At 52.8% G+C, this 25,959-nt stretch carries 23 protein-coding genes; 10 read left to right on the top strand and 13 right to left on the bottom strand.

All coding sequences use genetic code 11. The features are described from left to right. Positions 1-98 precede the first annotated feature (98 nt). The 4 genes from ppnN to xni all read left to right on the top strand — a co-directional run bounded on the left by ppnN (position 99) and on the right by xni (position 5,585). Positions 99-1,463, top strand: a complete 1,365-nt coding sequence (gene ppnN / locus ACO7SM_RS04410; protein WP_490469853.1) for a nucleotide 5'-monophosphate nucleosidase PpnN — start codon at positions 99-101, stop codon at positions 1,461-1,463. Between the two features lie 538 nt (positions 1,464-2,001). Beyond that, positions 2,002-3,291, top strand: coding sequence for an HAAAP family serine/threonine permease (locus ACO7SM_RS04405; protein ID WP_490469852.1), 1,290 nt, complete (start codon positions 2,002-2,004; stop codon positions 3,289-3,291). A 59-nt stretch (positions 3,292-3,350) separates the two neighbouring features. After that, positions 3,351-4,718 (top strand): L-serine ammonia-lyase II, encoded by a 1,368-nt coding sequence (gene sdaB / locus ACO7SM_RS04400; RefSeq protein WP_490469851.1) that lies wholly within the window; start codon positions 3,351-3,353, stop codon positions 4,716-4,718. Positions 4,719-4,829: 111 nt separating this feature from the next. Next, entirely contained in the window at positions 4,830-5,585 is a 756-nt protein-coding gene (xni, locus tag ACO7SM_RS04395) for a flap endonuclease Xni (protein ID WP_490469850.1), read from the top strand. 105 nt (positions 5,586-5,690) lie between these two features. Here the strand turns inward: xni and fucO are convergent, their stop codons facing one another. From fucO to ACO7SM_RS04360, 7 genes are all read right to left on the bottom strand, one after another. Continuing rightward, positions 5,691-6,839 carry a lactaldehyde reductase gene (gene fucO / locus ACO7SM_RS04390; protein WP_490469849.1) on the bottom strand — a complete coding sequence of 383 codons (1,149 nt, stop codon included), beginning with the start codon at positions 6,837-6,839 and terminating at the stop codon, positions 5,691-5,693. A 26-nt stretch (positions 6,840-6,865) separates the two neighbouring features. Beyond that, positions 6,866-7,513, bottom strand: a complete 648-nt coding sequence (fucA, locus tag ACO7SM_RS04385; RefSeq protein ID WP_490469848.1) for an L-fuculose-phosphate aldolase — start codon at positions 7,511-7,513, stop codon at positions 6,866-6,868. 146 nt (positions 7,514-7,659) lie between these two features. Further along, on the bottom strand, positions 7,660-8,658 hold the full coding sequence (locus tag ACO7SM_RS04380) for a LacI family DNA-binding transcriptional regulator (RefSeq protein WP_490469847.1): 999 nt from the start codon (positions 8,656-8,658) through the stop codon (positions 7,660-7,662). Positions 8,659-8,722: 64 nt separating this feature from the next. Next, positions 8,723-10,303, bottom strand: coding sequence for an FGGY-family carbohydrate kinase (locus ACO7SM_RS04375; RefSeq protein WP_490469846.1), 1,581 nt, complete (start codon positions 10,301-10,303; stop codon positions 8,723-8,725). Positions 10,304-10,357: 54 nt separating this feature from the next. Continuing rightward, positions 10,358-11,308, bottom strand: a complete 951-nt coding sequence (locus ACO7SM_RS04370) for an ABC transporter substrate-binding protein (RefSeq protein ID WP_490469845.1) — start codon at positions 11,306-11,308, stop codon at positions 10,358-10,360. A 73-nt stretch (positions 11,309-11,381) separates the two neighbouring features. Further along, entirely contained in the window at positions 11,382-12,365 is a 984-nt protein-coding gene (locus ACO7SM_RS04365; RefSeq protein WP_203360161.1) for an ABC transporter permease, read from the bottom strand. Between the two features lie 3 nt (positions 12,366-12,368). Further along, positions 12,369-13,868: a sugar ABC transporter ATP-binding protein gene (locus tag ACO7SM_RS04360; RefSeq protein WP_490469844.1), complete on the bottom strand. Its 1,500-nt coding sequence runs from the start codon at positions 13,866-13,868 to the stop codon at positions 12,369-12,371. Positions 13,869-14,319: 451 nt separating this feature from the next. On the opposite strand from ACO7SM_RS04360, the gene fucI reads away from it, so the two are divergent. From fucI to fucR, 4 genes are all read left to right on the top strand, one after another. Continuing rightward, positions 14,320-16,095 (top strand): L-fucose isomerase, encoded by a 1,776-nt coding sequence (fucI, locus tag ACO7SM_RS04355; protein ID WP_490469843.1) that lies wholly within the window; start codon positions 14,320-14,322, stop codon positions 16,093-16,095. A 125-nt stretch (positions 16,096-16,220) separates the two neighbouring features. Continuing rightward, positions 16,221-17,639, top strand: a complete 1,419-nt coding sequence (gene fucK, locus ACO7SM_RS04350) for an L-fuculokinase (RefSeq protein WP_490469842.1) — start codon at positions 16,221-16,223, stop codon at positions 17,637-17,639. A gap of 1 nt (position 17,640) precedes the next feature. Further along, positions 17,641-18,063, top strand: coding sequence for an L-fucose mutarotase (gene fucU, locus ACO7SM_RS04345; protein WP_192613310.1), 423 nt, complete (start codon positions 17,641-17,643; stop codon positions 18,061-18,063). A 43-nt stretch (positions 18,064-18,106) separates the two neighbouring features. Beyond that, the gene (gene fucR / locus ACO7SM_RS04340) at positions 18,107-18,826 is read left to right on the top strand and encodes an L-fucose operon activator (RefSeq protein WP_490469841.1); all 720 of its coding nucleotides are present in this window, start codon (positions 18,107-18,109) and stop codon (positions 18,824-18,826) included. 19 nt (positions 18,827-18,845) lie between these two features. On the opposite strand, the gene rlmM is transcribed toward fucR, so the two are convergent. The 4 genes from rlmM to ACO7SM_RS04320 form a co-directional block, all read right to left on the bottom strand. After that, a complete protein-coding gene (gene rlmM / locus ACO7SM_RS04335) occupies positions 18,846-19,946 on the bottom strand; it encodes a 23S rRNA (cytidine(2498)-2'-O)-methyltransferase RlmM (RefSeq protein WP_490469840.1) in 1,101 nt (366 codons plus the stop codon). Further along, complete coding sequence (locus ACO7SM_RS04330) at positions 19,939-20,334, bottom strand: DUF423 domain-containing protein (RefSeq protein WP_192613313.1); 396 nt, start codon at positions 20,332-20,334, stop codon at positions 19,939-19,941. The genes rlmM and ACO7SM_RS04330 overlap by 8 nt, the downstream gene beginning before the upstream one ends. A gap of 17 nt (positions 20,335-20,351) precedes the next feature. Further along, positions 20,352-21,269, bottom strand: coding sequence for a glycine cleavage system transcriptional regulator GcvA (gene gcvA / locus ACO7SM_RS04325; protein WP_490469839.1), 918 nt, complete (start codon positions 21,267-21,269; stop codon positions 20,352-20,354). 350 nt (positions 21,270-21,619) lie between these two features. After that, on the bottom strand, positions 21,620-21,847 hold the full coding sequence (locus ACO7SM_RS04320) for a YgdI/YgdR family lipoprotein (protein WP_490469838.1): 228 nt from the start codon (positions 21,845-21,847) through the stop codon (positions 21,620-21,622). 191 nt (positions 21,848-22,038) lie between these two features. On the opposite strand from ACO7SM_RS04320, the gene csdA reads away from it, so the two are divergent. After that, the gene (csdA, locus tag ACO7SM_RS04315; protein ID WP_490469837.1) at positions 22,039-23,244 is read left to right on the top strand and encodes a cysteine desulfurase CsdA; all 1,206 of its coding nucleotides are present in this window, start codon (positions 22,039-22,041) and stop codon (positions 23,242-23,244) included. Further along, positions 23,244-23,687 (top strand): cysteine desulfurase sulfur acceptor subunit CsdE, encoded by a 444-nt coding sequence (gene csdE / locus ACO7SM_RS04310; protein ID WP_490469836.1) that lies wholly within the window; start codon positions 23,244-23,246, stop codon positions 23,685-23,687. Before csdA ends, csdE begins: the two co-directional genes overlap by 1 nt. Positions 23,688-23,783: 96 nt before the next feature. On the opposite strand, the gene tcdA is transcribed toward csdE, so the two are convergent. Next, complete coding sequence (gene tcdA / locus ACO7SM_RS04305; protein ID WP_490469835.1) at positions 23,784-24,590, bottom strand: tRNA cyclic N6-threonylcarbamoyladenosine(37) synthase TcdA; 807 nt, start codon at positions 24,588-24,590, stop codon at positions 23,784-23,786. Positions 24,591-24,689: 99 nt separating this feature from the next. Continuing rightward, entirely contained in the window at positions 24,690-25,787 is a 1,098-nt protein-coding gene (mltA, locus tag ACO7SM_RS04300; protein WP_490469834.1) for a murein transglycosylase A, read from the bottom strand. Positions 25,788-25,959: the final 172 nt, after the last annotated feature.

Below are 25,959 nucleotides of genomic sequence, written 5' to 3'. Positions count from 1 at the left end.
TTGCGTGCCGGATTCCGCGCGCAAGGTTGTGAAAGGTCATAAGCCAGCGCTATTGTAATCATTAGGGAATGGCGTGTTGCGTCCCATAAGGAGTTTACTTGATTACACATATTAGCCCGCTTGGCTCAATGGACATGTTGTCGCAGCTGGAAGTCGATATGCTTAAACGCACCGCCAGCAGCGACCTTTATCAACTGTTTCGTAACTGTTCTCTTGCTGTACTGAACTCCGGCAGTTTGACCGACAACAGCAAAGAGCTGCTGTCTCGTTTTGAAAATTTCGACATCAACGTGCTCCGTCGCGAGCGTGGCGTGAAGTTGGAATTGATCAACCCACCTGAAGACGCTTTTGTTGACGGCCGTATTATCCGTGCCCTGCAGGCCAACCTGTTTGCCGTGCTGCGCGACATTCTTTTTGTTAACGGTCAAATTCATAACGCAGGGCGTTTTCGACATCTGAACCTCGACAGTTCCGTTCATATCACCAACCTCGTGTTCTCCATTCTGCGTAACGCCCGTGCACTGCACGTCGGGGAAGCGCCGAATATGGTGGTGTGCTGGGGCGGTCACTCCATTAACGAAAATGAGTACCTGTACGCGCGTCGCGTTGGCACACAGCTAGGTCTGCGTGAGCTGAACATCTGTACCGGCTGTGGGCCGGGCGCGATGGAAGCCCCCATGAAAGGCGCCGCAGTAGGCCACGCGCAGCAGCGCTATAAAGACAGCCGTTTTATCGGTATGACGGAGCCGTCCATCATTGCGGCAGAACCGCCTAACCCGCTGGTCAATGAATTGGTCATCATGCCCGATATTGAAAAACGGCTGGAGGCGTTTGTTCGTATCGCCCACGGTATTATCATCTTCCCAGGCGGCGTCGGCACGGCGGAAGAGTTGTTGTATCTGCTGGGAATATTGATGAACCCGGCGAATAAAGATCAGGTTCTGCCGCTGATCCTTACCGGCCCCAAAGAGAGCGCGGACTACTTCCGCGTGCTTGATGAGTTTGTGGTGCATACGCTGGGCGAAGACGCGCGACGTCATTATCGCATCATCGTTGATGACGCGGCAGAAGTGGCGCGACTGATGAAAAAAGCGATGCCGCTGGTCAAAGAGAACCGTCGCGATACCGGTGACGCATATAGCTTCAACTGGTCTATTCGTATTGCGCCGGATCTGCAACTGCCGTTCGAGCCATCGCATGAAAACATGTCGAACCTGAAACTGTATCCCGATCAACCGGTTGAGATCCTGGCGGCAGACCTGCGCCGCGCCTTCTCCGGGATCGTTGCGGGTAACGTTAAAGAAGTCGGCATTCGTGCCATCGAGGAGTTTGGCCCGTATAAAATCCACGGCGATCGCGAGATGATGCGCCGTATGGATGACCTGCTACAGGGCTTTGTCGCGCAACACCGTATGAAGTTGCCTGGCTCCGCCTATATCCCCTGCTACGAAATTTGCAGGTAATTCTCATGCCCGACAGCGCCAACTGTCGGGCCTCACTCTTCGCCCGGAGAGTCAGATTTTTTAGTGATACCAGTCACATAGCAAATCCCCCATTCGTTAACTCCGCTTATATTTCTACTAAAACCCCGAAAAACGCAAACGTTTACCTTGCAAAGGAAACCGTGATTTATCACAAAAAATCGCCATTAGTCGCAAGAATCCACCAAAAACAGAACAATTTATAGCCAAACATGGGTATCTCGCGGCCTGCTCTTTCTGGACATATCTCGTTAATGGTAGCCTTCGCGCCCATAAATCCGCTTTGATGATTTTTTGACAGATTAATGGTCCAAATTTACCCACATAAAAGGTGGATTATGGCATTTGAGATCGCGATCACTGATACATTCATAACTTAAATGTATCTTTCCGCCCTCAAATAATTACGGCGAAAAATTATATAAAAATCGTCGCTTAACGAATTTCATTTTACGGTCAGGCTTCTTTTTTATTGGCTAAGTCCAAAAAACTGACATTTAAATTCCTCCAGGAGAAATAGATGGAAACCACCCAAACCAGCACTGTCGTTACGGGCCAGACCCGCAGCGGATGGCGCAAGACAGACACCATGTGGATGCTGGGTCTGTACGGCACAGCAATCGGCGCAGGCGTTCTGTTCCTGCCTATTAACGCCGGCGTTGGCGGCATGATCCCGCTGATCATCATGGCGATCCTCGCCTTCCCGATGACCTTCTTTGCTCACCGTGGCCTGACTCGCTTCGTGCTGTCCGGTAAAAACCCGGGCGAAGACATCACTGAAGTGGTTGAAGAACACTTCGGCGTTGGCGCAGGTAAACTGATTACCCTGCTCTACTTCTTCGCCATCTACCCGATTCTGTTGGTCTACAGCGTGGCAATCACCAACACTGTTGAAAGCTTCATGACTCACCAGTTGCAGATGTCAGCACCGCCGCGTGCGATTCTGTCGCTGATCCTGATCGTCGGTATGATGACCATCGTTCGTTTTGGCGAGCAGATGATCGTGAAGGCGATGAGTATTCTGGTATTCCCGTTCGTTGCAGCCCTGATGTTGCTGGCACTGTACCTGATCCCTCAGTGGAGCGGCGCGGCGCTGGAAACACTTTCCTTTGATTCCGCTGCTACGACCGGTAAAGGTCTGTGGATGACCCTGTGGCTGGCGATTCCGGTGATGGTTTTCTCCTTCAACCACTCCCCGATCATCTCCTCCTTCGCGGTTGCAAAACGTGAAGAGTACGGTCAGGAAGCCGAGAAGAAGTGCTCCAAAATCCTGGCGTGCGCACACGTGATGATGGTGCTGACGGTCATGTTCTTCGTCTTCAGTTGCGTACTGAGCCTGACCCCAGCAGATCTGGCGGCCGCCAAAGCACAGAACATCTCAATTCTGTCTTACCTGGCAAACCACTTTAACGTCTCGTTTATCGAATGGATGGCGCCGATCATTGCGATGATTGCTATCACCAAATCCTTCCTTGGCCACTATCTGGGCGCACGTGAAGGCTTTAACGGGATGGTTATCAAGTCACTGCGTGGTAAAGGTAAAACCATCGAAATCAACAAACTGAACAAAATCACGGCGCTGTTCATGCTGGTGACCACCTGGATCGTGGCAACCCTGAACCCAAGCATCCTGGGCATGATTGAAACCCTGGGCGGCCCAATCATCGCGATGATTCTGTTCCTGATGCCGATGTATGCTATCCAGAAAGTACCTGCAATGCGTAAGTACAGCGGCCACATCAGCAACGTATTCGTTGTCGTGATGGGTCTGATTGCTATCTCTGCGATTTTCTACTCTCTGTTCAGCTAAGTTCTTAAGCGCCGCTTGCGGGCGGCGCCTCTTTCCGACACAACCGCAATGGATGCCTTATGATTAGCGTATTCGATATCTTCAAAATCGGCATTGGCCCTTCCAGTTCTCACACCGTCGGACCAATGAAAGCAGGCAAACAATTCACGGATGACCTGATTGCACGCAACTTACTCACTGATGTCACCCGCGTCGTCGTTGATGTTTATGGCTCACTGTCTTTGACGGGGAAAGGTCACCACACCGACATCGCCATTATTATGGGCCTGGCGGGAAATCTGCCGGACACCGTCGACATCGATTCTATTCCCGCCTTTATTCAGGATGTGAATACTCACGGGCGCTTGCTGCTGGCAAATGGTCAGCATGAAGTCGAATTCCCGGTAGACAAGTGCATGAATTTTCATGCCGACAACCTGTCTCTCCATGAGAACGGGATGCGTATTACGGCACTGGCGGGCGAAAAGGCCATTTACAGCCAGACCTACTATTCCATTGGCGGTGGTTTCATCGTTGATGAAGAACATTTTGGTTTGCCGAACAGTGCGCCGGTAAACGTGCCGTATCCGTATAAATCGGCAGCCGATCTGCAAAAACATTGTCAGGAAACGGGATTGTCGCTTTCCGGTCTGATGATGCAAAACGAGCTGGCGCTGCACAGCAAAGAAGAGCTGGAACAGCACTTTGCCAACGTCTGGGAAGTGATGCGCGGCGGTATTGAGCGCGGTATCACCACCGAAGGCGTACTGCCGGGTAAACTGCGCGTTCCGCGTCGTGCGGCAGCGCTTCGCCGTATGCTGGTCAGCAGCGATAAAACCACCACCGATCCGATGGCGGTCGTTGACTGGATCAATATGTTCGCGCTGGCGGTTAACGAAGAAAACGCCGCCGGTGGACGCGTGGTCACGGCACCGACCAACGGGGCCTGCGGTATTGTTCCGGCAGTGCTGGCGTACTACGACAAGTTTATTCGCGAAGTAAACGCTAACTCACTGGCACGCTACATGCTGGTCGCCAGCGCAATTGGCTCTCTGTACAAGATGAACGCCTCTATTTCCGGTGCGGAAGTCGGTTGTCAGGGTGAGGTTGGCGTGGCGTGCTCCATGGCCGCCGCAGGCTTAGCCGAGTTACTGGGCGGTAGCCCGACTCAGGTGTGCATTGCCGCAGAAATCGGCATGGAACACAACCTCGGTCTGACCTGCGACCCGGTTGCCGGTCAGGTACAGGTTCCTTGCATCGAGCGTAACGCAATTGCCTCTGTGAAAGCAGTCAATGCCGCTCGCATGGCGCTGCGTCGCACCAGCGAGCCGCGCGTGTGTCTCGATAAAGTTATCGAAACCATGTACGAAACCGGTAAAGACATGAACGCCAAATACCGCGAAACCTCTCGTGGTGGTCTGGCCATGAAGATTGTCACCTGCGATTAATCTCCCCAAAGGGCTTCGTTTTGCGAAGCCCTTTCCCATTTTCACCGCTGTGAATAGCCTGACTTTGCCGTGAATGTTACCCTTAGCGCATGATCTATCAGGGAGAACGCCGTGGCCGTCCATCTGCTCATTGTCGATGCACTTAATTTGATTCGCCGTATTCATGCGGTTCAGGGATCTCCCTGCGTCGAAACCTGTCAGCGCGCGCTCGATCAATTAATCATGCACAGCCAGCCAACACACGCTGTCGCCGTGTTTGATGACGAAGCACGCAACGATAGCTGGCGCCACCAGCGACTCCCGGATTACAAAGCGGGTCGCCCGCCGATGCCCGACGACCTGCATCGCGAAATGCCCGCTTTACGCGCCGCCTTTGAACAGCATGGGGTGGCCTGTTGGGTTTCAGACGGGAATGAAGCCGATGATTTAGCGGCAACCCTGGCCGTAAAAGTCACCCAGGCCGGACACCAGGCTACCATCGTCTCGACCGACAAAGGCTACTGTCAGCTACTTTCTCCTGCACTGCGCATTCGCGATTATTTCCAAAAACGTTGGCTGGATGCCCCCTTTATTGAAAAAGAGTTTGGCGTACTTCCTCAGCAACTCCCCGATTACTGGGGGCTGGCGGGAATCAGCAGTTCGAAAGTGCCCGGTGTTGCCGGGATAGGCCCGAAAAGCGCCACGCAACTGTTGGTTCAGTTCCAGACGCTGGAAGGGATCTATGCGCAGTTAGACGAAGTGCCGGAAAAGTGGCGGAAAAAACTTGAAGCGCATAAAGAGATGGCGTTTTTATGCCGTGACATTGCCCGTCTGCAAACGGATTTACATCTCGACGGAAATTTACAGCAGCTTCGGCTGCCCCGGTAATTTTGCGACCGGATAGCGATGCAAACACCGTATCCGGCCAACAATATCACTCACACGGTAAGCCGGATATGCGCAGCGCCATCCGGCCATTTTTACCCCGCCCAATTACCAGGCGGTATGGTACAGCTCGACGATTTCAGAAAGCGTCGCTTCCCGCGGGTTACCGCCGGTGCAAATATCGTCAAACGCAGCCTGCGCCAGCGCTGGAATATCCTCTTTAAGCACGCCGACATCGCGCAGATGCAATGGGATACCGACATCACGGTTGAGGGCAAAGACAGCATCAACCGCCGCATTGCGTGCCTCTTCCAGGCTCAGACGTTCTACGTTTACCCCCATGACTCTGGCAATGTCACGGAATTTTTCCCCGGTAAATTCTGCGTTATAGCGCATGATATGGGGGAGCAGAATCGCATTGGCGACACCATGAGGCGTGTTATAAAACGCGCCGAGCGGATGCGCCATCCCATGCACCAGTCCCAGCCCGACATTGGAAAAACCCATGCCGGCAACATACTGCCCCAGCGCCATGGACTCTCCTGCGTCACGATCTCCGGCAACGGAACCCCGCAGCGCGCCAGCAATAATTTCAATCGCTTTGATATGCAGCGCATCGGTCAGAGCCCAGGCGGCACGCGTAATATACCCCTCAATGGCGTGCGTCAGCGCATCAACGCCGGTTGCCGCTTTGAGCGCGGCAGGCATACCGTCCATCATGTCGGCATCAATAAACGCGACCTGAGGAATATCATGCGGATCCACGCAGACAAACTTGCGCCGCTTTTCTTCATCAGTGATCACGTAGTTAATGGTGACTTCGGCCGCAGTCCCCGCCGTGGTGGGGATTGCCATAATCGGCACGCTCGGGTGGCGCGTCGGTGACAAGCCTTCCAGGCTGCACACGTCGGCAAATTCCGGGTTGTTGCTGATAATACCGATTGCCTTGCAGGTATCCTGTGGAGAACCACCGCCGACCGCGATGAGATAATCCGCCCCGCTTTGCTGGAATACGCTCAGCCCCTCTTTGACGACACCGATAGTCGGATTTGGGATCACGCCGGAGTAAATCTCCCAGGCCAACCCTGCTGCATCCATCTTATCGGTGACTTTCGCGACCACGCCGCACTGCACCAGCGTTTCATCGGTCACAATCAGTGCCTTAAGGTAACCACGGCGTGTGACCTCGCCGGTTAACGCCTCTACCGCCCCACGGCCAAACCATGCCGTTTCATTCAGAATCATTCTGTTAGCCATATCCGTCTCCTTTTCGCCTTGCGAAATTACTCTTCAATACGTAACCCGTAGGTTTTAAATTTCTCCAGTACTACGGCAATTTCTTCATCATCCAACACCGGTACGGGATCGGTAATCGCCAGCGTACTGAGGTAAAGCTGTGCCAACACTTCCACTTCATGTGCCAGCCACAGGGCCTTTTCCAGATTAACTTCACAGGCGATGAGCCCGTGATGTTGTAACAGCGTTGCTTTACGATCTTTTAACGCCGTTACGACGAATTCGGACAGGGCCTGCGTGCCAAATGTGGCGTACGGAGCGCAAGGAATCGTGTTTCCCCCTGCGGCGGCAATCATGTAGTGGATCGCCGGGATAGGACGGTTGAGGATCGAGACAGCGGTACAATGAATGGCGTGATTGTGTACCACGGCATTTGCATCAGGGCGCGTCTGATAAGCCGCCAGATGAAAACGCCATTCGCTGGAAGGTAACTGCCCTTCTTCATATTTCCCATCGTTATCGACATACACGATCATATTTTCAGTGAGGCGCTCATAAGGAATTCCGCTAGGCGTAATTAACATACCTTGTTCATAGCGAGCGCTCACGTTACCTGCGGTGCCTTGATTTAAACCAAGACGAGTCATTTCAAGACAGGTTTCAATTATTTCACGAGATAAACGCGATCTTTCCATCTTTATTCTCCGGGTACAGTTCCCCTCGTCTTTATCGCGAAAAGAAACAACCGCAAATGAAGACGGGTCAGGTTTCAGATAAGGGCAGCCACTGAATACTTATATTCTGATTCATATGGCTGTTTTATTTATATTGCTGTCGCGTATTATTTTTGTCGTACGCGCTTGATAAGTTTCATCTCAACTTTTACCGTCTCTTTAATGGGTCGTTCCTCAATAGCACTCAACATCATATCGAATGCTTTTTCGGCCCAGGCATTTTCATCCTGTTGCATTGACCATACATTATTGGACAGGAACCCCAGCATGGGGTGTTCATCGAATGTGCCAATGTTGATCTCCGGTGGAACCACGCCGAAGCGATCGCGAATAGCGCTGACTGCGCCTTCCAGTACCGGTAATGATGAGGCGATAAACGCCTGCGGGCAGCCCCGCTCACCGATCAACCGCTCCATAATCAGATAGCCACCTTCAGGTGTATTAACCGGGCCTTCGCGAACCCATTCCCGATGGTAAATGCCGTTTTTTTCCAGTGCGTTAAGATAACCGGTAATACGGTCGCTAATACTGGGCAATACGGCATCGCCGACGATAAGCCATACCGGCGATTTACCGGCATCCAGTATGCTTTGCGTCAATTTTTCACCGCCAGCGATATTGTGACTTTCGACCAGCGCGTTATCCGTATATTTAAAGTCACGGTCAAGTAATACCATTGGCTTTCTGACCTGACGTAAATGATGCTGTTGGTTCTCTAATGTCGAAGGCACAATAAAAAGGCCGTCAACATTCCTGGCAATTAACGCTTTCGTTAATTTATTTTCGTAATCAACATCATCATAAGTACAACTGATCGTTAATTGATAACCCGAACGACGGCAGCGCTGTTCAAGTTTTTCAGCAAGCGTTGCAAAAAAGACGTTAGAAATATTGGGCACGATCAAACCCAACGTGTCCGTCTTATTAAGTTTCAGACTCCGGGCCGAATGATTAATCACATAACCATATCGTTCTACATACTCATTGATGCGCGTTTGTGTTTTGACGCTGATCCTATACTGTTCAGCTTTTCCATTTAGCACCAGTCTTACGGTTGTCACCGATAAATCCAGATCACTGGCTATCTGCTCTACTGTTTTAGCCATTTATGTGCCTCAGTACACTTCCAAACACCTATGCCCAATCATAAAAGTATTTTGAACATTTGTCTTACTGCATCAGTCGGTTAAGTAACTGCTGCTGCTCCCAGAGCGCGAGGTAAGCCTGATACTTGCGTTCAAAGAAGTCCTGCCTCGCAGGATTTGCCTTAATCACCTCACCTGCCGCTACCATCTCCTGACATGCAGATGAGAAATCTGGCCAGCTACCGCTTGCCACCGCCCCGGTAATCGCCGCCCCCAGCGTTACCGCATCTTCCTCTTGCATAAGATGGATGTCGCAGCCCGTGGCATCCGCATATTCACGCAGCCACAGCGGATTGTGCGTTGCGCCGCCGCATAATGTCAGCCGGGAAATCGTATGCCCGCTTTCGCGCATGGCATCCATAATATGTCGCGTACCACAGGCGATAGCCTGTAGCGTGGCAAGGTACAACCGCGCCACCTGAGATTCTCCTCGCTCCAGTGTCAGGCCGCAAACGCTTCCTCTGGCATCCGGACGCGCACGTGGTGAACGGTTACCGTGATGATCGGCCAGCACATGCAGATAGCGAGTCGGTTCATGTTCATTCTCTTCCAGCGCCGCCACCCATTCATTGACCAATTCAACCGGATGGCATCCCCGCTGTTCAGCCTTGCTAAACAACGCCGCACTGGCTCCGGATTCCTGTAGCGTCCAGTCAACCAACGCCCCCGCGGCACTTTGCCCACCTTCCGTCAGCCAGTAGCCCGGCAGCATCGCCGACCAGTAAGGCCCCCACACACCCGCCGTGTGGATCTCCTGCTCGCTGCATAACATGTGACAGTTTGACGTTCCGCTGATCAGCGCCAGCGTCCCCGCAGGCTGTGCCCCGGCGAGCGCAACGCCGCCAGCATGGGCATCAATCATTCCGCTGGCCACCACAACGTCTGTCGTCAAGCCTAAGGCCTGTGCGGCGTCAGGACTCAGCGTTCCGGCGGCGGCACCAGGCGGGAGGATCTGCCGAGGAATTTTACTGAGCAAGTCGGTTAACCCGACAGCCCCCAGCAGGGAATCACTAAAACGCTGTTCGTGCGCTAAGTAGTTCCATTTGCAGGTCAGCGTGCACAGCCCGGCAACATCATTGCCGGTGGCTTTCCACACCAGGAAATCGGCCAGGTCGAAAAAGCGATGCGCCTGCTGCCAGGTTTCTGGAAAATGGTTTTTCAACCACAGCACCTTGGGCAGTTCCATTTCAACGCTAACTTCGCCGCCAACGTAACGCAGTGCAGGATCCCGGGTGGCATTAATGCGCTCAGCCTCTGCGATCGCACGGTGATCCATCCACATAATAATGTCGTGATCGGCTACGCCTTCAGGCGAAACCGCCAGCCCTTTTCCCTGCTCATCCAGCGCAACCAGAGAACACGTAGCATCGAAGCCTAACGAGCGAATCGCACTGACAGGAATACCCGCACTGGCTACCGCCCCTTTGACTACCAGACAAACCTGCTGCCAGATTTCAGCAGAAGATTGCTCCACCCGCTCCCCACCAGGTCGAAATTGAGAAATAGGGAGTGTGGCAAAAGACAGTCGCGTTCCGCTGGCATCAAATACCCCCGCCCTTACGCTTGCCGAACCGACATCCACACCGAGGAAATATCCACTACGCATAATGACTCCCTGACGCTGGCTTAAAAGGGGGGCGAAATGGTCGCCCCCACGGGTTTATTTCTTACCAAATGGGTGTAATAACTTCTCAATTTCCGGCGTATTAATGTTCTGCGCATTAACGAATTTCACCGGAATATCGATTTCTTTCGGTACAGTTTGACCAGACAGCGAGGCGTTCAGCGTTTTGATCCCCTGGTAGCCAATCTGGAAAGCATCCTGGACGACGAAGCCCTGAATGACGCCTGAGTTCAGGAAATTAATAATGGCCTCAGTGCTGTCAAAACCAATGACCTTAACTTTGCCTTTCAGGTTCTGGCTATCAATTGCGTTCGCGACGCCCAGCGTCGATCCTTCATTGGTGCCGTAGATCCCCGCCAGATCCGGGTTCGCCTGAATCATATCAATGGTTTTATCCATCGCCTTTTGCGGGTCGCCATCACTGTACTGAACCGGCAGCACCTGGATATCAGGATATTTTTCCTTCATGCGGGCGACAAATCCTTCCGAACGCTCAATCGCTGAAGAGGTGCCCGCCACGTGAGCAATAATGCCGACTTTCCCTTTATTATTGACCTGTGCAGCCAGCGCATCGGCAGCTTCGGCACCCGCTTTACGGTTGTTTGTCGCCACAAAACTGACCGGGATATCGGAATTGACGCCAGAATCAAACGTTACCACCTTGATCCCGCGTGAATTGGCGGTTTCCACCAGCGGAGCAAGGGCATTGGCGTCTAACGCCGCCAGCAGCAATCCGTTCGGTTTTTTCGCCATCGCGTTTTCAACCAACTGGATTTGCTCAGCAATCTGGGTTTCATCCGCAGGGCCAACATAGCTGGTTTTATCGCCCAGCTCTTTAGCCGCTGCTTCTGTCCCCATTTTCACGGTTTGCCAGAATTCATGCTGGAAACCTTTACTGACGACAGGAAGATTCAAATCTTTAGCCAACGCGCTGGATGTCATGCAAGCCAGCAGAGATAACGCATAGACAAAATGCCTGGTTTTCATTGTGGTACTCCGTTTTAAGTGAGTCACCCTTAACGTCAGGGTCATTGTTCCCCGTGACTTCCGGGAGCGTAAATCAACGAATCTTTTTGCGTAATGTGTCGAGATAGACGGCAGCGATCACCACGATACCCATCGCTACCATTTGCCAGAACTGCGAAACTCCCATCAGATTCAGGCCATTTTTCAGCACACTCATAATGAATGCGCCAATAATCGTGCCGCCAATGGTGCCAATGCCACCCATCAGGCTCGTGCCACCAATGACGACTGCCGCGATAGCTTCCAGCTCATAACCCACGCCGACCGTCGGCTGTCCTGAGTTCAGACGCGATGCCAGGATGACGCCCGCGATCCCGGTCAGCAGGCCGCAGAAGGCGTAGACGAAAACCTTGACGCGCTGGACTTTGATCCCGGAAAGGTGAGCCGCCACTTCATTGCTGCCGACGGCGTACACATAGCGACCAATAACGGTTTTCTTCAGGATGTAGCTGGCCACCAGCGCCACGATGACGAGGTAAAACACCGGATAAGGAAGCACGTCGAATAACCGTCCCTGCGCCAGCATTTTGAATGAGGGGTAGTCAGCAAAGTAAATGGCGCGACCATCGGTCATGACCATATTGATCCCCCTGATAGACATCATCAGACCCAGCGTGGCAATAAACGGGGGGATGGTTGCTTTCGTGACCAGCAGCGCATTAGCGTAACCGCACAGCCCTCCCGCCAGTACCCCTGCCAGAATGCAGACGGGCAACGGCATACCGAAACTGGCGCAAATCCCGACGGCGACGCCGGAAAAGGCCACTACCGATCCCAGAGAGAGATCGATCCCGGCAGTAATAATCACAAAGGTGACGCCAATCGCCATAATCCCGATCACCGACGTTTGCAGAGCAATCGTCATAATGTTTTCGGTATTAAAGAAAAAAGGTGAACTGAAACTGAAAAACACCACTAAAATAATCAGGCTAAAAAGTGGCGCAAGGCGCATCAAGAGTTCTTTATTAATTTTTATCTTCTTATTATTGCTGTCTGAAGAGGTTACAGAGATGGTCATAATTTAATCCTCTAACGTCGCATATTGCATGATTTTTTCTTGTGTGGCGTCATCAGAAGTTAACTCCCCGGTAATACGTCCATTACGCATCACTAAAATGCGATCGCACATACCCAGTACTTCCGGTAATTCAGAGGAAATCATAATAATTGACTTCCCTTTTGCCACAAGGCGATTCATTAATTCATAAATTTCCAGTTTCGCACCGACATCAATTCCTCGGGTAGGCTCATCAAAGATGAGAATATCGGTATCCTTACACACCCAACGCGCAATAATGATTTTCTGCTGATTACCACCACTTAAATTCAAGGCCGCTTGTTCCAGATGCGGGGTCTTAATTCTTAGCGCGCTAACCTGTTCCTGGCTCGTTGTCTGGCAGCGTTTGCTGTCCACGTTGCCATAGCGATCGGAATATTCAGGATAATTTCCCAGCATGATATTGCGTTCAACGGACAAGCCTAACGCCAGACCTTCTTTTTTCCGGTCTTCGGTTAAATAGCTAATCCCCTGTTTGATCGCATCAGGGATATCTTTAATTACCGTCACGTTACCGTTGAGTTTGATGGTTCCGGCATCAATCGGGTCTGCACCAAAAATAGCTCTGGCCAGTTCCGTACGCCCGGCGCCCATCAGACCGGCAAACCCTAAAATCTCACCACGATAAAGCGTAAAATCGATATTGTTCAGGACGCCTTTTCGCGTCAGGCCGCTGACTTCCAGCACCGGCGCCTGGCGAGCCTTCGCCTCACGACGCGGATAGATGTTCCCCAGATCGCGTCCAACCATCATGGCTATCAGGTCACTGATATTGACCGCGTCATAGTCGACGGTATCAATGTATTGCCCATCACGCATCACGGTGGCGCGATCGGCAATCAGCGCCAGCTCCTCCAGTCGATGCGAAATGTAGACAATTCCCGTCCCCTGTGATTTAAGCAAGCGCGTCACCTGAAATAAACTTTCTATTTCTGTTTCCGTCAGTGCCGCCGTTGGCTCATCCATAATAAGGATTTTGGCATTCACCGAGATAGCTTTCGCAATTTCGACCATTTGCTGCTGTGCAACGGTAAGGTCGGCAACCAGAGTGTCCGGTGAAATATTCAGGTTTAATTTTTGCAAAATTTCCGTCGCAGCCTGTCGCTGTTGTTTTTCGTCCAGGCGCCAGCTGTTATTTTTGCAAAACTCCCTGCCAATAAATATATTTTCTTCAACTGTTAATTCAGGGAAAAGATTAAATTCCTGGTGAATAATCGTAATTCCAGCCTGCTGCGCACTTAGCGGGCTGGAAAATGAAACGGGTTGATCTTCAAAAACAATATTACCTTCATCAGGTTGATAAACACCTGATAAGATTTTCATCAGCGTCGATTTTCCCGCACCATTCTCACCTAATAGCGCATGAACTTCGCCTCTGCGTAAACTAAAATCCACATTACTCAACGCCAATACACCGGGGAATCGTTTAGTAATATGACTCATTTGTAAAAATGTTTCGGACATTGCTGCTTTCCTCAATCATCAGAAATGGCAGTCAGTGAATCAGGCGAAGAACATGCCAGGGAACCCTCGTCACCGTTAATGCGAATACGTCCAGTCAACACATCTTGTTTTTGCTAACTCGAGTTAGCGATTGCCTTTTAAAGCTATTTTAGCCGCCCGAAATAACCAAATCATTTGATTTGAAATTGTGACGCCGAACAAGCATTTTATTATAACCACCTGATTATCAATAAATTAAGTTCATTAGGCCACAATTATTTATTTGACAGAGATCGAATTTTAACCACTTCTCGTGAAGCCTCTCACATATCCACAATAAAGAAGTTGTGTAAAAAACGCCACAATACCTAAGCTAACTCGAGTTAGCAAAATCAGCTATTCAGCCGACTGCTGAGGTGGGGTCCAAACGTCACCGGAGCAGAGCGCCATAAAGTGAGATGAGGAACCACGAATGAAGAAAATCAGCCTACCGAAAATTGGTATTCGCCCGGTCATTGATGGACGCCGCATGGGCGTGCGTGAATCGCTGGAAACGCAGACCATGAATATGGCGAAGGCCACCGCGGCCCTTCTTACCGAGAAGCTCCGCCACGCCTGCGGCACCCCCGTTGAGTGTGTCATTTCGGATACCTGTATTGCGGGTATGGCAGAATCTGCAGCCTGTGAAGAGAAATTCAGCAGTCAAAATGTGGGCTTAACCATTACCGTCACGCCATGCTGGTGCTACGGCAGTGAAACCATCGACATGGATCCGACACGACCAAAAGCCATTTGGGGATTCAACGGTACGGAACGCCCGGGGGCTGTGTATCTGGCCGCTGCGCTGGCCGCCCACAGTCAAAAAGGACTCCCTGCGTTTTCCATTTACGGTCAGGACGTACAGGACGCCAATGACACCTCTATTCCGGCCGACGTTGAAGAAAAACTGCTGCGCTTCACCAGAGCGGGTTTAGCAGTCGCCACGATGAAAGGCAAAAGCTATCTCTCGCTGGGCGGGGTTTCGATGGGCATCGCCGGTTCTATCGTCGACCACAATTTCTTCGAATCCTGGCTGGGTATGAAAGTGCAGTCTGTCGACATGACCGAACTGCGCCGCCGCATCGATCATAAAATTTATGACGAAACCGAGCTGGAAATGGCGCTGGCCTGGGCCGATCAGCACTTCCGCTACGGCGAAGATAAAAACGCTCAGCAATATCAGCGTAACGCCGAACAAAACCGGGAGATCCTGCGCGAAAGCCTGCTAATGGCAATGTGTATTCGCGACATGATGCAGGGTAACAGTAAACTGGCGGAAATCGGTCGCGTAGAAGAATCATTGGGCTACAACGCTATTGCTGCGGGCTTCCAGGGACAGCGTCACTGGACCGATCAATACCCAAATGGCGATACGGCCGAAGCACTGCTGAACAGCTCCTTTGACTGGAACGGCATACGCGAACCTTTTGTCGTGGCGACCGAAAACGACAGTCTGAATGGTGTGGCGATGCTGTTCGGGCATCAGCTCACCGGCACGGCACAAGTGTTCGCCGATGTGCGCACCTACTGGTCGCCGGAAGCCGTAGAGCGCGTGACGGGACAACCGCTGACCGGGCTGGCGGAACACGGCATCATCCACCTGATCAACTCAGGGTCTGCCGCCCTCGACGGCACGTGCAAACAGCGCGATAACGAAGGCAAACCGACCATGAAACCTCACTGGGATATCAGCCCTAAAGAGGCGGATGATTGTCTGGCCGCAACCGAATGGTGCCCGGCGATCCACGAATATTTCCGTGGCGGCGGCTACTCTTCGCGCTTCCTGACTGAAGGCGGCGTGCCGTTCACCATGACGCGCGTCAACATCATCAAAGGTCTGGGCCCGGTACTGCAAATCGCCGAAGGCTGGAGCGTCGAACTGCCGAAAGAGGTTCATGACACCCTCGACAAACGTACCGACTCCAGTTGGCCAACAACCTGGTTCGCCCCACGTCTGACGGGACAAGGCCCCTTCACCGACGTCTACTCCGTGATGGCAAACTGGGGAGCCAACCACGGCGTGCTGACCATTGGACACGTCGGGGCTGATTTCATTACCCTCGCCGCGATGCTGCGCATTCCAGTCTGCATGCACAACGTGGAAGCGGCGAAGATCTATCGTCCCTCTTCCTGGTCAGCGCACGGGATGGACATCGAAGGTCAGGATTACCGCGCCTGCGAGAACTACGGCCCGCTGTACAAACGTTGATGCGTCCCGCTCTCTAATTTCTTTGCCCGGTGGCGCACGCTTGCCGGGCCTACAACAACGCATTTTTTAGTGATTTTGTAGGCCGGATAAGCGCAATGCCATCCGGCAAAGTTCCAGGAGTTTTTATGAAGCAAGAGGTTATTCTGGTTCTCGACTGCGGCGCAACCAACGTAAGGGCCATCGCCGTCGACCGCCAGGGAAACATTGTCGCCCGGGCCGCAACCCCTAATGCCAGCGAACTCGCCACGGAAAATACCGCCTGGCATCAGTGGTCGCTGGAGGCCATTTTGCAACGCTTTGCCGATTGCTGCCAAACGCTCTCTGCGCAGCTCTCGACATGCCAGATTCGCGGCATTACGGTCACCACGTTTGGTGTCGATGGCGCGCTGGTCGACGAACACGGCAAGCTACTTTATCCGATCATCAGTTGGAAATGCCCGCGCACTGCCGCAGTGATGAATAACATCAGCCGAATGATGACGCCACAGCGGTTGCAGGAAATTTCCGGGGTCGGCGCATTCAGCTTCAACACATTGTATAAACTCGTGTGGCTCAAGGAGAATCATCCTCACCTGCCTGAACAGGCTCATGCCTGGCTGTTTATTTCATCCTTAATTAACCATCGTTTGACCGGTGAGTTCACCACCGACATCACCATGGCAGGAACCAGCCAGTTACTGGATATCCATCAGCGCGATTTCAGCCCGGAGATCCTACAGGCCGCCGGTTTGCCACGCCGTCTGTTTCCACGGTTAGTCGAAGCGGGAGAGAAAATCGGCACGCTGCAATCCGACATTGCTCGTCAACTGGGATTACCGGCAGGTATTCCGGTTATCTCTGCCGGGCACGACACACAATTTGCCTTGTTTGGCGCGGGTGCCCAGCAGGATGAGCCCGTGTTGTCATCCGGGACATGGGAAATTCTGATGGTACGCAGTTCCCGGGTAGATACCCCGTTGTTAAGTCAGTATCCCGGCTCTACCGCTGAACTGGACAGCCAGCGAGGCCTCACGAATCCGGGTATGCAGTGGCTGGCGTCCGGGGTGCTGGAGTGGGTACGCAAACTATTGTGGAGCCCAGAAACGCCCTGGCAAACGCTGATTGATGAAGCGCGCGCCATTCCCGCAGGCGCCGACGGCGTGAAAATGCACAGCGATCTGCTGACCAACGCCCAGGCCGGATGGCAGGGCGTCACGCTCACCAGCACCAGGGGCCACTTGTACCGTGCCGCGCTCGAGTCATTAACGGCTCAACTCAGGCAAAACCTGCAGACGCTGGAAAAGATCGGTCAGTTCAGTGCGACAGAGTTGCTGCTGGTCGGCGGTGGCAGCCGTAACGCGCTGTGGAATCAAATTAAAGCCGACACGCTTGGCATTCCAATCAAAGTATTGGATGACGCAGAAACTACCGTAGCCGGCGCGGCGATGTTCGCCTGGTTCGGCGTCGGTGAATTTGCCAGCCCGGAACAGGCCAGAGCGCAGGTGCGTTATCAATATCGTTATTTTTATCCGCAAACCGAATCCGAACGCATTGAGGAAGTGTGAAATGCTGAAAACAATTTCGCCGTTAATTTCCCCTGAACTACTGAAAGTCATGGCACAAATGGGCCATGGCGATGAAATTATCTTTTCTGACGCCCATTTCCCGGCTCACAGCCTGGGGCCGCAGGTTATCCGTGCCGACGGCCTGATGGTCAGCGACCTGCTCAGGGCAATCATTCCACTGTTTGAACTGGACAGCTACGCCCCGCCGTTGGTGATGATGGCCGCCGTTGAGGGGGATTCGCTCGACCCGGAGGTAGAGTCCCGCTATCGCGATGCGCTCTCATTGCAAGGCGTATGCCCTGACATTTCCCGTATCGACCGCTTTGCATTCTACGAACGGGCGCAAAAAGCCTTTGCAATCGTGATAACCGGTGAACGGGCAAAATACGGCAATATTCTTTTAAAGAAAGGCGTTACGCCGTAATCTCATTCCCAGGCAGGTGTACACGAATGATGGAGTGAGAAAAATGAAGACGACACGCCAGCACGCGATTGTAGACCTGCTCATGCATCACCAGAGTCTGACCACTGAGACGCTGGCGGCACGGCTTAACGTCAGTCAGGAAACCATTCGACGCGATCTGAACGCGCTGCAATCGCAGGGAAAAGTACGACGTCATCACGGACGCGCCACCGTGATTCATCGGGAAAACCCGGACGGCGGCGCCCCCTTTCATCTTCGACGAAAAAGTCACTACGCACACAAAGCGGATATTGCCCGCGAAGCGCTGACCTGGATAGAAGAAGGCATGGTGATCGCCCTGGACGCCAGCTCGACATGCTGGCATCTCGCCCGCCAGCTACCGGATATAAACCTACAGGTGTTCACCAACAGCCACCCAATTTGCCTTGAACTGGGAAAGCGCGAGCAGATCCAGCTCATCAGTTCTGGCGGCACGCTACAACGCAAACACGGCTGCTATGTCAATCCGTCGCTGCTCTCGCAGCTAAAACCCCTCGACATTGACCTGTTTATTTTCTCCTGCGAAGGGATCGATAACCGCGGCATATTGTGGGATTCCAGCACGTTCAATGCGGATTTCAAATCAACGTTGCTCAGGCGTGCATCGCAATCGTTATTGCTGATCGATAAGAGTAAATTTAATCGCTCGGGAGAGGCGCAGATTGGGCATCTGGATGATGTGACGCATATAGTGTCGGACACAAGACAGGTAGAGGCCGGATAGCTCACCCGGCCTCAGTATGTTATCGCTCGTCGCGACGACCGCCGACGGCAGCCCACAGGCGACGTACATGCACCGTCACTTCTTCACGGTCATGATAAAGCTGACGCGCCTGAATCTGTGCATTAATGTGGTGTTCATCAAGCTGGGCCTGAATATACGCCAGGTTCTGCGACACCTCTTCGTAGCGCTTTTTCATCGGCAGCTTGAGGTTGAAAATAGTCTCACGGCACCAGCCATTGACCAGCCACTGCGCCATCAACGCAGCTACTTTTGCAGGCTTCTCCACCATATCGCAGACCATCCACGAGATGTTGTTGCGATTCGGGCGGTACTTAAATCCGTCTTCACGCAGCCAAGTCACCTGCCCGGTATCCATCAGGCTTTGCGCCATCGGGCCATTATCAACGGAGTAAACCCACATGTTGCGTTTCACCAGTTGATAAGTCCAACCGCCAGGACAGGCACCTAAATCCACCGCATACATCCCGTTTGCCAGACGCTCATCCCATTCATCTTCCGGAATAAAGACATGCAGCGCTTCTTCCAGCTTCAGCGTTGAACGACTCGGCGCATCAGCCGGGAACTTCAGGCGCGGAATGCCCATGTAAAACGGTGAGTTATTATCAGGCCAGGAATAGCCGGTGTAACAACAGCCCGGTGCGATAAAGAAAACATGGACTACCGGACGTTTTGGCGTTTCATGTTTTGCCAGTACGCCGGCTTCGCGCAGCGCCGCGCGCAGCGGCACGGTAAATTTGCGGCAAAACTTGACCAGCTCTTTGCTTTCGTTGGTATCAGCCACTTCGACACGCAGGTCGCCGCCTTTCTCCACGACGCCCTGCAACATACCGACAATGGGTGTAATACGGTCTTCCGGCGGAAGATATTGCAGCAACTCGCCGACGACAAACATTTGGCGGGCAAAAATCAGCGAACTGAACGGTAGCTCTTTCACTAACTTTTCAGCATCACCCTGCTGGTAGCACTCAAAGATGACGTAACCCGCATTATCTTTTACGCGAGCGAAACCAAACACTTCCCGACGAGTTGCTTTATCCGTGATCTCTGCGGCACACTCTTTTTCAAACCCCGGGCGGCACAACAACACAACCTTATTCATGACTAACGCTCTTACGTTTCAAACGGATGGCGCCAATTAACATCAGCACCCAACCTGCCAGGAAACTCACGCCGCCGACAGGAGTAACAAACGCCCACAGGCGTAAATGGGACAGCGCCAGGCAATAGAGGCTGCCGCTAAACAGCACCGTGCCTAAAGCCAGAAAAACGCTGCTCCAGTAAAACCAGATACTGATGCGTCGCTGCATAGCAACAGCAAGACCAAAAATCGCCAGCGTGTGAAATGCCTGATATTCAAGGCCGGTCTGGATCCACCCCATTTCAACCACGCCAAGGGTCTTGCTCAGGACATGCGCCCCAAAGGCGCCCAGAGCAACAAAAATGAAGCCGCTAATGGCGGCGAAAATCAGCATAAAACGGCTGGTCATGGCAGTACCTACATAAATTATTGGTCGTAACGAAAGCGGAATTTTTCTTGTTCAGTGGCCGCTTTTGCCAGTATCCACTGACGAAAAGCAGCTATTTTACCCAGTTCTGCCTGACTGTCATGACAAACCAGATAAAAAGCATTTTTGCTGACCAGGACATCATTAAACGGACAAACAAGACGCCCGGCCTCAATTTCGGACTGCGCCATCACGTTGTTGGCCAACGCGACCCCTTGTCCATGGATGGCAGCCTGTAGCACCATGGCGCTATGGCTGAAGATAGGCCCCTGCTGCACATTAATATGATTCAGCCCCAACTGACGCGTATAGGTTTGCCAGTCACGCCGCGAAGCATCATGCAGTAACGTGTGTTGTGCCAGATTCTCCGGCGCCTTCAGCGGTTTGTCACCGGTGAGCAGCAAAGGCGAACAGACGGGCAGTAAATATTCTGCGTACAATTTTTCGACACGCAAACCCGGCCAGTTTCCACGACCATAAAAAATCGCGACGTCCACATCGTCCGCCAGTTTATCTTCCTGACGATCCACGGCCTGGATTCTGACATCGATTCCCGGATAAGCTGAATTAAAGCTTGTGAGTCTGGGCACCAGCCATTGAATGGCAAAACTGGGCAATAAACTGACCGTTAAAGCCCCTTTTGCACTACGAGCCTGAAGTTTACGCGTCGCTTCAGTTAATTGCGAAAAAATCTCTTTGATGTCGAGGAAATAGCTTTGCCCTTCCTCCGTCAGCAAAAGCGATCGGTTGCGACGGCGAAACAGCTTAAGTCCCAAAAAATCCTCAAGAGACTTGATTTGGTGGCTTACTGCGGCCTGTGTCACAAAAAGCTCTTCCGCCGCGCGCGTGAAGCTCAAATGCCTTGCGGCGGCATCAAAAACACGTAATGCATTCAGGGGTGGTAATCGTTTTGACATGGCTTTTAAACTTTGATGTTAAAAGAATTTAACAATTAGGTAACGTTATGTAACCTATTAGTTTTTTTAATCTGAGCCATTATAAATTGTCCGTTGAGGTTCTACCAGCAAATACCTATAGTGGCGTCACTTCCTGAGCCGGAACGAAAAGTTTTATCGGAATGCGTGTTCTGGTGAACTTTTGGCTTACGGTTGTGATGTTGTGTTGTTGTGTTTGCAATTGGTCTGCGATTCAGACCACGGTAGCAAGGCTACCCTTTTTCACTTCCTGTACATTTACCCTGTCTGTCCATAGTGATTAATGTAGCACCGCCAATTTGCGGTGCTTTTTTTTGCCCACGACTGACCGGTTACTGATCCAGTTCGACCATCTCTTTCACGTCAGTACGATTGATCTGCTGTTTGTTGCCATTCGCATCCTGGTACGAAATCATCCCTGTTTCATCATCCATCCTCGGTTTCCCCTCAGAGACAATGGTTCGCCCATCATTGGTGTGCATCACGTAATTGGAACCAGAACAGGCGCTGAGGGTAAATGTCAGCATACAGGCAGAGATAATGGCGGCTGTCTTATTCATCTTCTTCTCCTTACAGCGATTTATGCTATCTAAATAAATGTTCATAACAGGCAAAATCGTTTGCCCAACACTATTCAGCATAAGCCACTGGTCGGATTTCACATGGATAAGCAGACGATTCCGAGGGTAGGACAAACCTTGTATCAGGGCTCTTTTTGCGCCACGATCTGTTCACTGAACAGAGGAATTCCATGAACGCTTTTAATCCCGCGCAGTTTCGTGCGCAGTTTCCCGCACTCGTTGATGCCGGTGTCTATCTCGACAGCGCCGCCACCGCCCTCAAACCGCAGGCGGTTATCGACGCCACGCATCAGTTTTACAGTCTGAGCGCCGGAAACGTCCATCGCAGCCAGTTTGCCGAAGCCCGGCGCCTGACCGCACGTTACGAGGCGGCCAGAGAAAAAGTCGCGCAGTTGATCAATGCTCCCGACGACAAAGCGATCGTCTGGACCCGTGGCACTACCGAAGCAATCAACATGGTGGCGCAAAGTTATGCCCGCCCTCGCCTGCAACCGGGCGATGAAATTATTGTGAGCGCGGCCGAGCACCATGCCAATCTCGTGCCCTGGCTGATGGTGGCAGAGCAGACGGGCGCAAAGGTCGTCAAACTGCCGCTCAATGCGCATTTTGTTCCCGATGTTGGGCGTTTGTCCGATCTGATCACCCCTCGCAGCCGCATTCTGGCGCTGGGACAAATGTCCAACGTGACGGGCGGATGCCCGGATTTGGCCCGCGCGATAGCGCTGGCGCACGCAGCCGGGATGGTCGTGATGGTCGACGGCGCGCAGGGAGCGGTGCATTTCCCCGCCGACGTCCAGTTGCTCGACATCGATTTCTACGCATTCTCGGGCCACAAACTGTATGGCCCGACCGGCATTGGCGTGCTCTACGGTAAACCAGAACTGCTGGACGCCATGTCACCCTGGCTCGGTGGCGGCAAAATGATCAACGAAATCAGCTTCGAGGGATTTACCACGCAACCCGCGCCGTGGAAGCTGGAGGCCGGTACGCCAAACGTTGCAGGGGTTATTGGCCTGAGCGCCGCGCTGGAATGGCTTTCTGAGTTTGATATCGTGCAGGCCGAAAACTGGAGTCGTGGGCTGGCCACTCTGGCTGAAGAAGCGCTGGCGACCCGTCCGGGTTTTCGCTCGTTCCGCTGTCAGGACTCCAGCCTGCTGGCCTTCGACTTTGCCGACGTACACCACAGCGATATGGTGACGTTACTGGCAGAATATGGTATCGCACTGCGTGCCGGGCAGCACTGCGCTCAACCGTTGTTGGCGGAAATGGGCGTCACCGGGACTTTGCGCGCCTCTTTTGCGCCGTATAATACAAAGAGCGATGTCGATGCGTTGGTCAATGCGATTGACCGCGCGCTGGAAATACTGGTGGATTAATGACAAACCCTCTGTTCGCTGGACACCCGTTTGGCACAACCGTAACCGAAGAGACGTTACGTAATACATTCGCCCCACTGACACAGTGGGAGGATAAATATCGCCAGCTTATCCTGCTGGGTAAGCAGCTTCCCGCGCTACCGGAAGCGTTAAAAGCGCAGGCAAAAGAGATTGCCGGATGTGAAAACCGCGTCTGGCTGGGGCATACCCTGTCGGCCAATGGCACAATGCACTTTTTTGGCGACAGTGAAGGTCGTATTGTGCGCGGCCTGTTGGCCGTATTGCTGACCGCGGTAGAAGGCAAAACGGCGGCGGAGATTTTGACCCGCTCGCCGCTGGCATTGTTTGATGAGTTAGGCCTGAAAGCGCAGCTCAGCGCTTCGCGTAGCCAGGGGCTGAATGCACTTAGCGCGGCGGTTGTGGAGGCGGCGCGTAGCGCCTGATGGTTGTTGTGCCGGATGGCGACGCTGACGCGTCTTATCCGGCCTACAAAACCACTTGAACCACAGGGCGGATAAGCGTCGCGCCATCCGACACCATTAAGCCTCGCGCGCCGCTTTCGCCATCATTTTCTTCAACGCGTGGGAAACGGCAACAAAACCGAACGTGGCAGTCACCATGGTTGCCGCACCGAATCCAGAGGCGCAGTCCATGCGTTTTGGCCCTTCCGCCGTTGCTTTCATTGCGCAGACAGAACCGTCCGACTGGGGATACACCAGCGCTTCGGTTGAGAACACGCAGTCAACGCCCAGCTTGCCTTTGCTGTTTTTCACCACGCCAAAATCACTTTTCAGGCGCTCACGCAGTTTTGCCGCCAGCGGATCCTGAATGGTTTTCGCTAAATCGACGACCTGAATCTGCGTCGGGTCTATCTGTCCACCCGCACCGCCGGTGGTGACCAGTGGAATTTTATTGCGTCGACAATACGCAATCAGCGCCGCTTTTGGCCGTACGCTGTCAATCGCATCGATCACATAGGAAAAACCTGCCTTCATATACTCCGCAACGTTATCCGGCGTCACGAAATCATCGACAACGTTCACCCGGCATTCCGGGTTAATCAGACGGATACGATCCGCCATCACTTCCGCTTTCGCCAGCCCAACGTTATCGCGCAGGGCATGAATTTGACGATTCGTATTGGTGACGCAAACGTCATCCATATCAATCAACGTGATCGCGCCAATTCCGGTTCGCGCCAGCGCTTCTGCCGCCCATGAACCCACTCCACCGATCCCGACCACGCAGATATGCGCATCGGCAAACAGTTGCAACGCTTTTTCACCATACAGGCGCGCGGTGCCGCCAAAACGCTGACGCCAGGCATCACTTATTACAACAGACATAACACCTCAAATTCATTAATACCGAGCGGTATGACTCGGCTGTGCCTTATCCGGCCTACTCGATGATGTAGGCCGGATAAGCGAAGCGCCATCCGGCGACTAGCCGCTAAACACGTTACCTGCGCCTGACCCGCTCTTCAGCACCCAGACACGACCATAGTGATTATACCAGCCTGCACGGTGCCCGGCGTCCGCGCCAATGCCCTGGTAAATGTCAAAGTGCTGGCCTTTAATTGCGCCGCCAACGTCCAGCGCCACCATCAGGCGCAGTTCATACTGGCCGGTAAACTTACCGTCATTATCCAGCAGCGGCACTTCTGCCAGCAGCGTTGTGCCCGGTGGAATAATGCTGCGGTCAGAAGCAACAGAGGCGCGACCAATCAACGGTACCGCGCTGGCCCCTTTCACCGGAGCATAAGATTGCGGTTTAAAGAAGACAAATGAAGGGTTCTGCTCCAGCAGCTCACGCACTTCTGCTTCGCTGTGCGTTTCACCCCAATGGCGAATCGCCTGCATCGACATATCTTCTTTCTTTACTTCACCGCGGTCGATAAGCACCTTACCGATACTGCGGTAAGCATGGCCGTTCTTCCCGGAATAGCTGAAGAAGTTAAGCGGGCTGCCGTCGCCAAAATCAATATAGCCGCTGCCCTGTACATCCATGATGAAGTTATCCATCAACGAATTACTGTAAGCCAGAATGTAACTGTCGCTCAGTGCGCCGGAGTAGATCTCCGCACGGGACGGCAGGCGTCCGCGTTTTGGCGGCATCCGGTAAATCGGGTACTGGAACTCTCCCTGACGCGTATGGCGCGCCTGGATGACAGGCGTGTAGTAGCCGGTAAACTGTACGTTGCCGTAGTTATCCGCGCCTTCCATCTGCCAGGCATCAATGCCGAACTGACGCATACTGCGCGTATCGCCGCCAGCACGCAGCCAGTCCTGAACAGCGCTATAAACGTTGCTCTGATTACCATATAAACGCGGTGATGCACTGCGAATCTGATTCACCTGCTCGGCAAAGTCGCCCGCGTTAATCGGCGCGCCTACCGCATCAGGTTGGTTCACCAGTGAGAAAGGCTGGGTAAACTTCCCGTCTTTATACTGCTGTCCGCGATCGGTGGGTTTAGAGGAACACGCAGCAAGCATCGCCACGACGACTCCGGTGAGAAGATATTTTGCCCAACGTCCTTTCATTGTTCTCGTCTTTAAGTTGCCAATAATGCGAGATGAAGATAACAAACCCCCGGGCCTAATGAAATGCGCATCCAGCCCTTGTCGCAAATTTTGTGCAAAAAACGAGCCGATCAGAACCATTTTTAACCACTCTCGTACCAAATTTATGATCTGGTTAAAAAAAGGGTTGCAT

This window comes from Citrobacter sp. LJND-P06 (genome assembly GCF_058188415.1).
This window is presented reverse-complemented; position numbering and strand designations above follow the sequence as displayed.

Excerpts from the sequence above, each read along its gene's own strand:
- ACO7SM_RS04405 (WP_490469852.1), top strand. The coding sequence starts at position 2,002 with ATGGAAACCACCCAAACCAGCACTGTCGTTACGGGCCAGACCCGCAGC.
- sdaB (WP_490469851.1), top strand. The coding sequence starts at position 3,351 with ATGATTAGCGTATTCGATATCTTCAAAATCGGCATTGGCCCTTCCAGT.
- fucO (WP_490469849.1), bottom strand. The coding sequence starts at position 6,839 with ATGGCTAACAGAATGATTCTGAATGAAACGGCATGGTTTGGCCGTGGG.
- fucA (WP_490469848.1), bottom strand. The coding sequence starts at position 7,513 with ATGGAAAGATCGCGTTTATCTCGTGAAATAATTGAAACCTGTCTTGAA.
- ACO7SM_RS04380 (WP_490469847.1), bottom strand. The coding sequence starts at position 8,658 with ATGGCTAAAACAGTAGAGCAGATAGCCAGTGATCTGGATTTATCGGTG.
- ACO7SM_RS04375 (WP_490469846.1), bottom strand. The coding sequence starts at position 10,303 with ATGCGTAGTGGATATTTCCTCGGTGTGGATGTCGGTTCGGCAAGCGTA.
- ACO7SM_RS04370 (WP_490469845.1), bottom strand. The coding sequence starts at position 11,308 with ATGAAAACCAGGCATTTTGTCTATGCGTTATCTCTGCTGGCTTGCATG.
- ACO7SM_RS04365 (WP_203360161.1), bottom strand. The coding sequence starts at position 12,365 with ATGACCATCTCTGTAACCTCTTCAGACAGCAATAATAAGAAGATAAAA.
- ACO7SM_RS04360 (WP_490469844.1), bottom strand. The coding sequence starts at position 13,868 with ATGTCCGAAACATTTTTACAAATGAGTCATATTACTAAACGATTCCCC.
- fucI (WP_490469843.1), top strand. The coding sequence starts at position 14,320 with ATGAAGAAAATCAGCCTACCGAAAATTGGTATTCGCCCGGTCATTGAT.
- fucK (WP_490469842.1), top strand. The coding sequence starts at position 16,221 with ATGAAGCAAGAGGTTATTCTGGTTCTCGACTGCGGCGCAACCAACGTA.
- fucU (WP_192613310.1), top strand. The coding sequence starts at position 17,641 with ATGCTGAAAACAATTTCGCCGTTAATTTCCCCTGAACTACTGAAAGTC.
- fucR (WP_490469841.1), top strand. The coding sequence starts at position 18,107 with ATGAAGACGACACGCCAGCACGCGATTGTAGACCTGCTCATGCATCAC.
- rlmM (WP_490469840.1), bottom strand. The coding sequence starts at position 19,946 with ATGAATAAGGTTGTGTTGTTGTGCCGCCCGGGGTTTGAAAAAGAGTGT.
- ACO7SM_RS04330 (WP_192613313.1), bottom strand. The coding sequence starts at position 20,334 with ATGACCAGCCGTTTTATGCTGATTTTCGCCGCCATTAGCGGCTTCATT.
- gcvA (WP_490469839.1), bottom strand. The coding sequence starts at position 21,269 with ATGTCAAAACGATTACCACCCCTGAATGCATTACGTGTTTTTGATGCC.
- ACO7SM_RS04320 (WP_490469838.1), bottom strand. The coding sequence starts at position 21,847 with ATGAATAAGACAGCCGCCATTATCTCTGCCTGTATGCTGACATTTACC.
- csdA (WP_490469837.1), top strand. The coding sequence starts at position 22,039 with ATGAACGCTTTTAATCCCGCGCAGTTTCGTGCGCAGTTTCCCGCACTC.
- csdE (WP_490469836.1), top strand. The coding sequence starts at position 23,244 with ATGACAAACCCTCTGTTCGCTGGACACCCGTTTGGCACAACCGTAACC.
- tcdA (WP_490469835.1), bottom strand. The coding sequence starts at position 24,590 with ATGTCTGTTGTAATAAGTGATGCCTGGCGTCAGCGTTTTGGCGGCACC.
- mltA (WP_490469834.1), bottom strand. The coding sequence starts at position 25,787 with ATGAAAGGACGTTGGGCAAAATATCTTCTCACCGGAGTCGTCGTGGCG.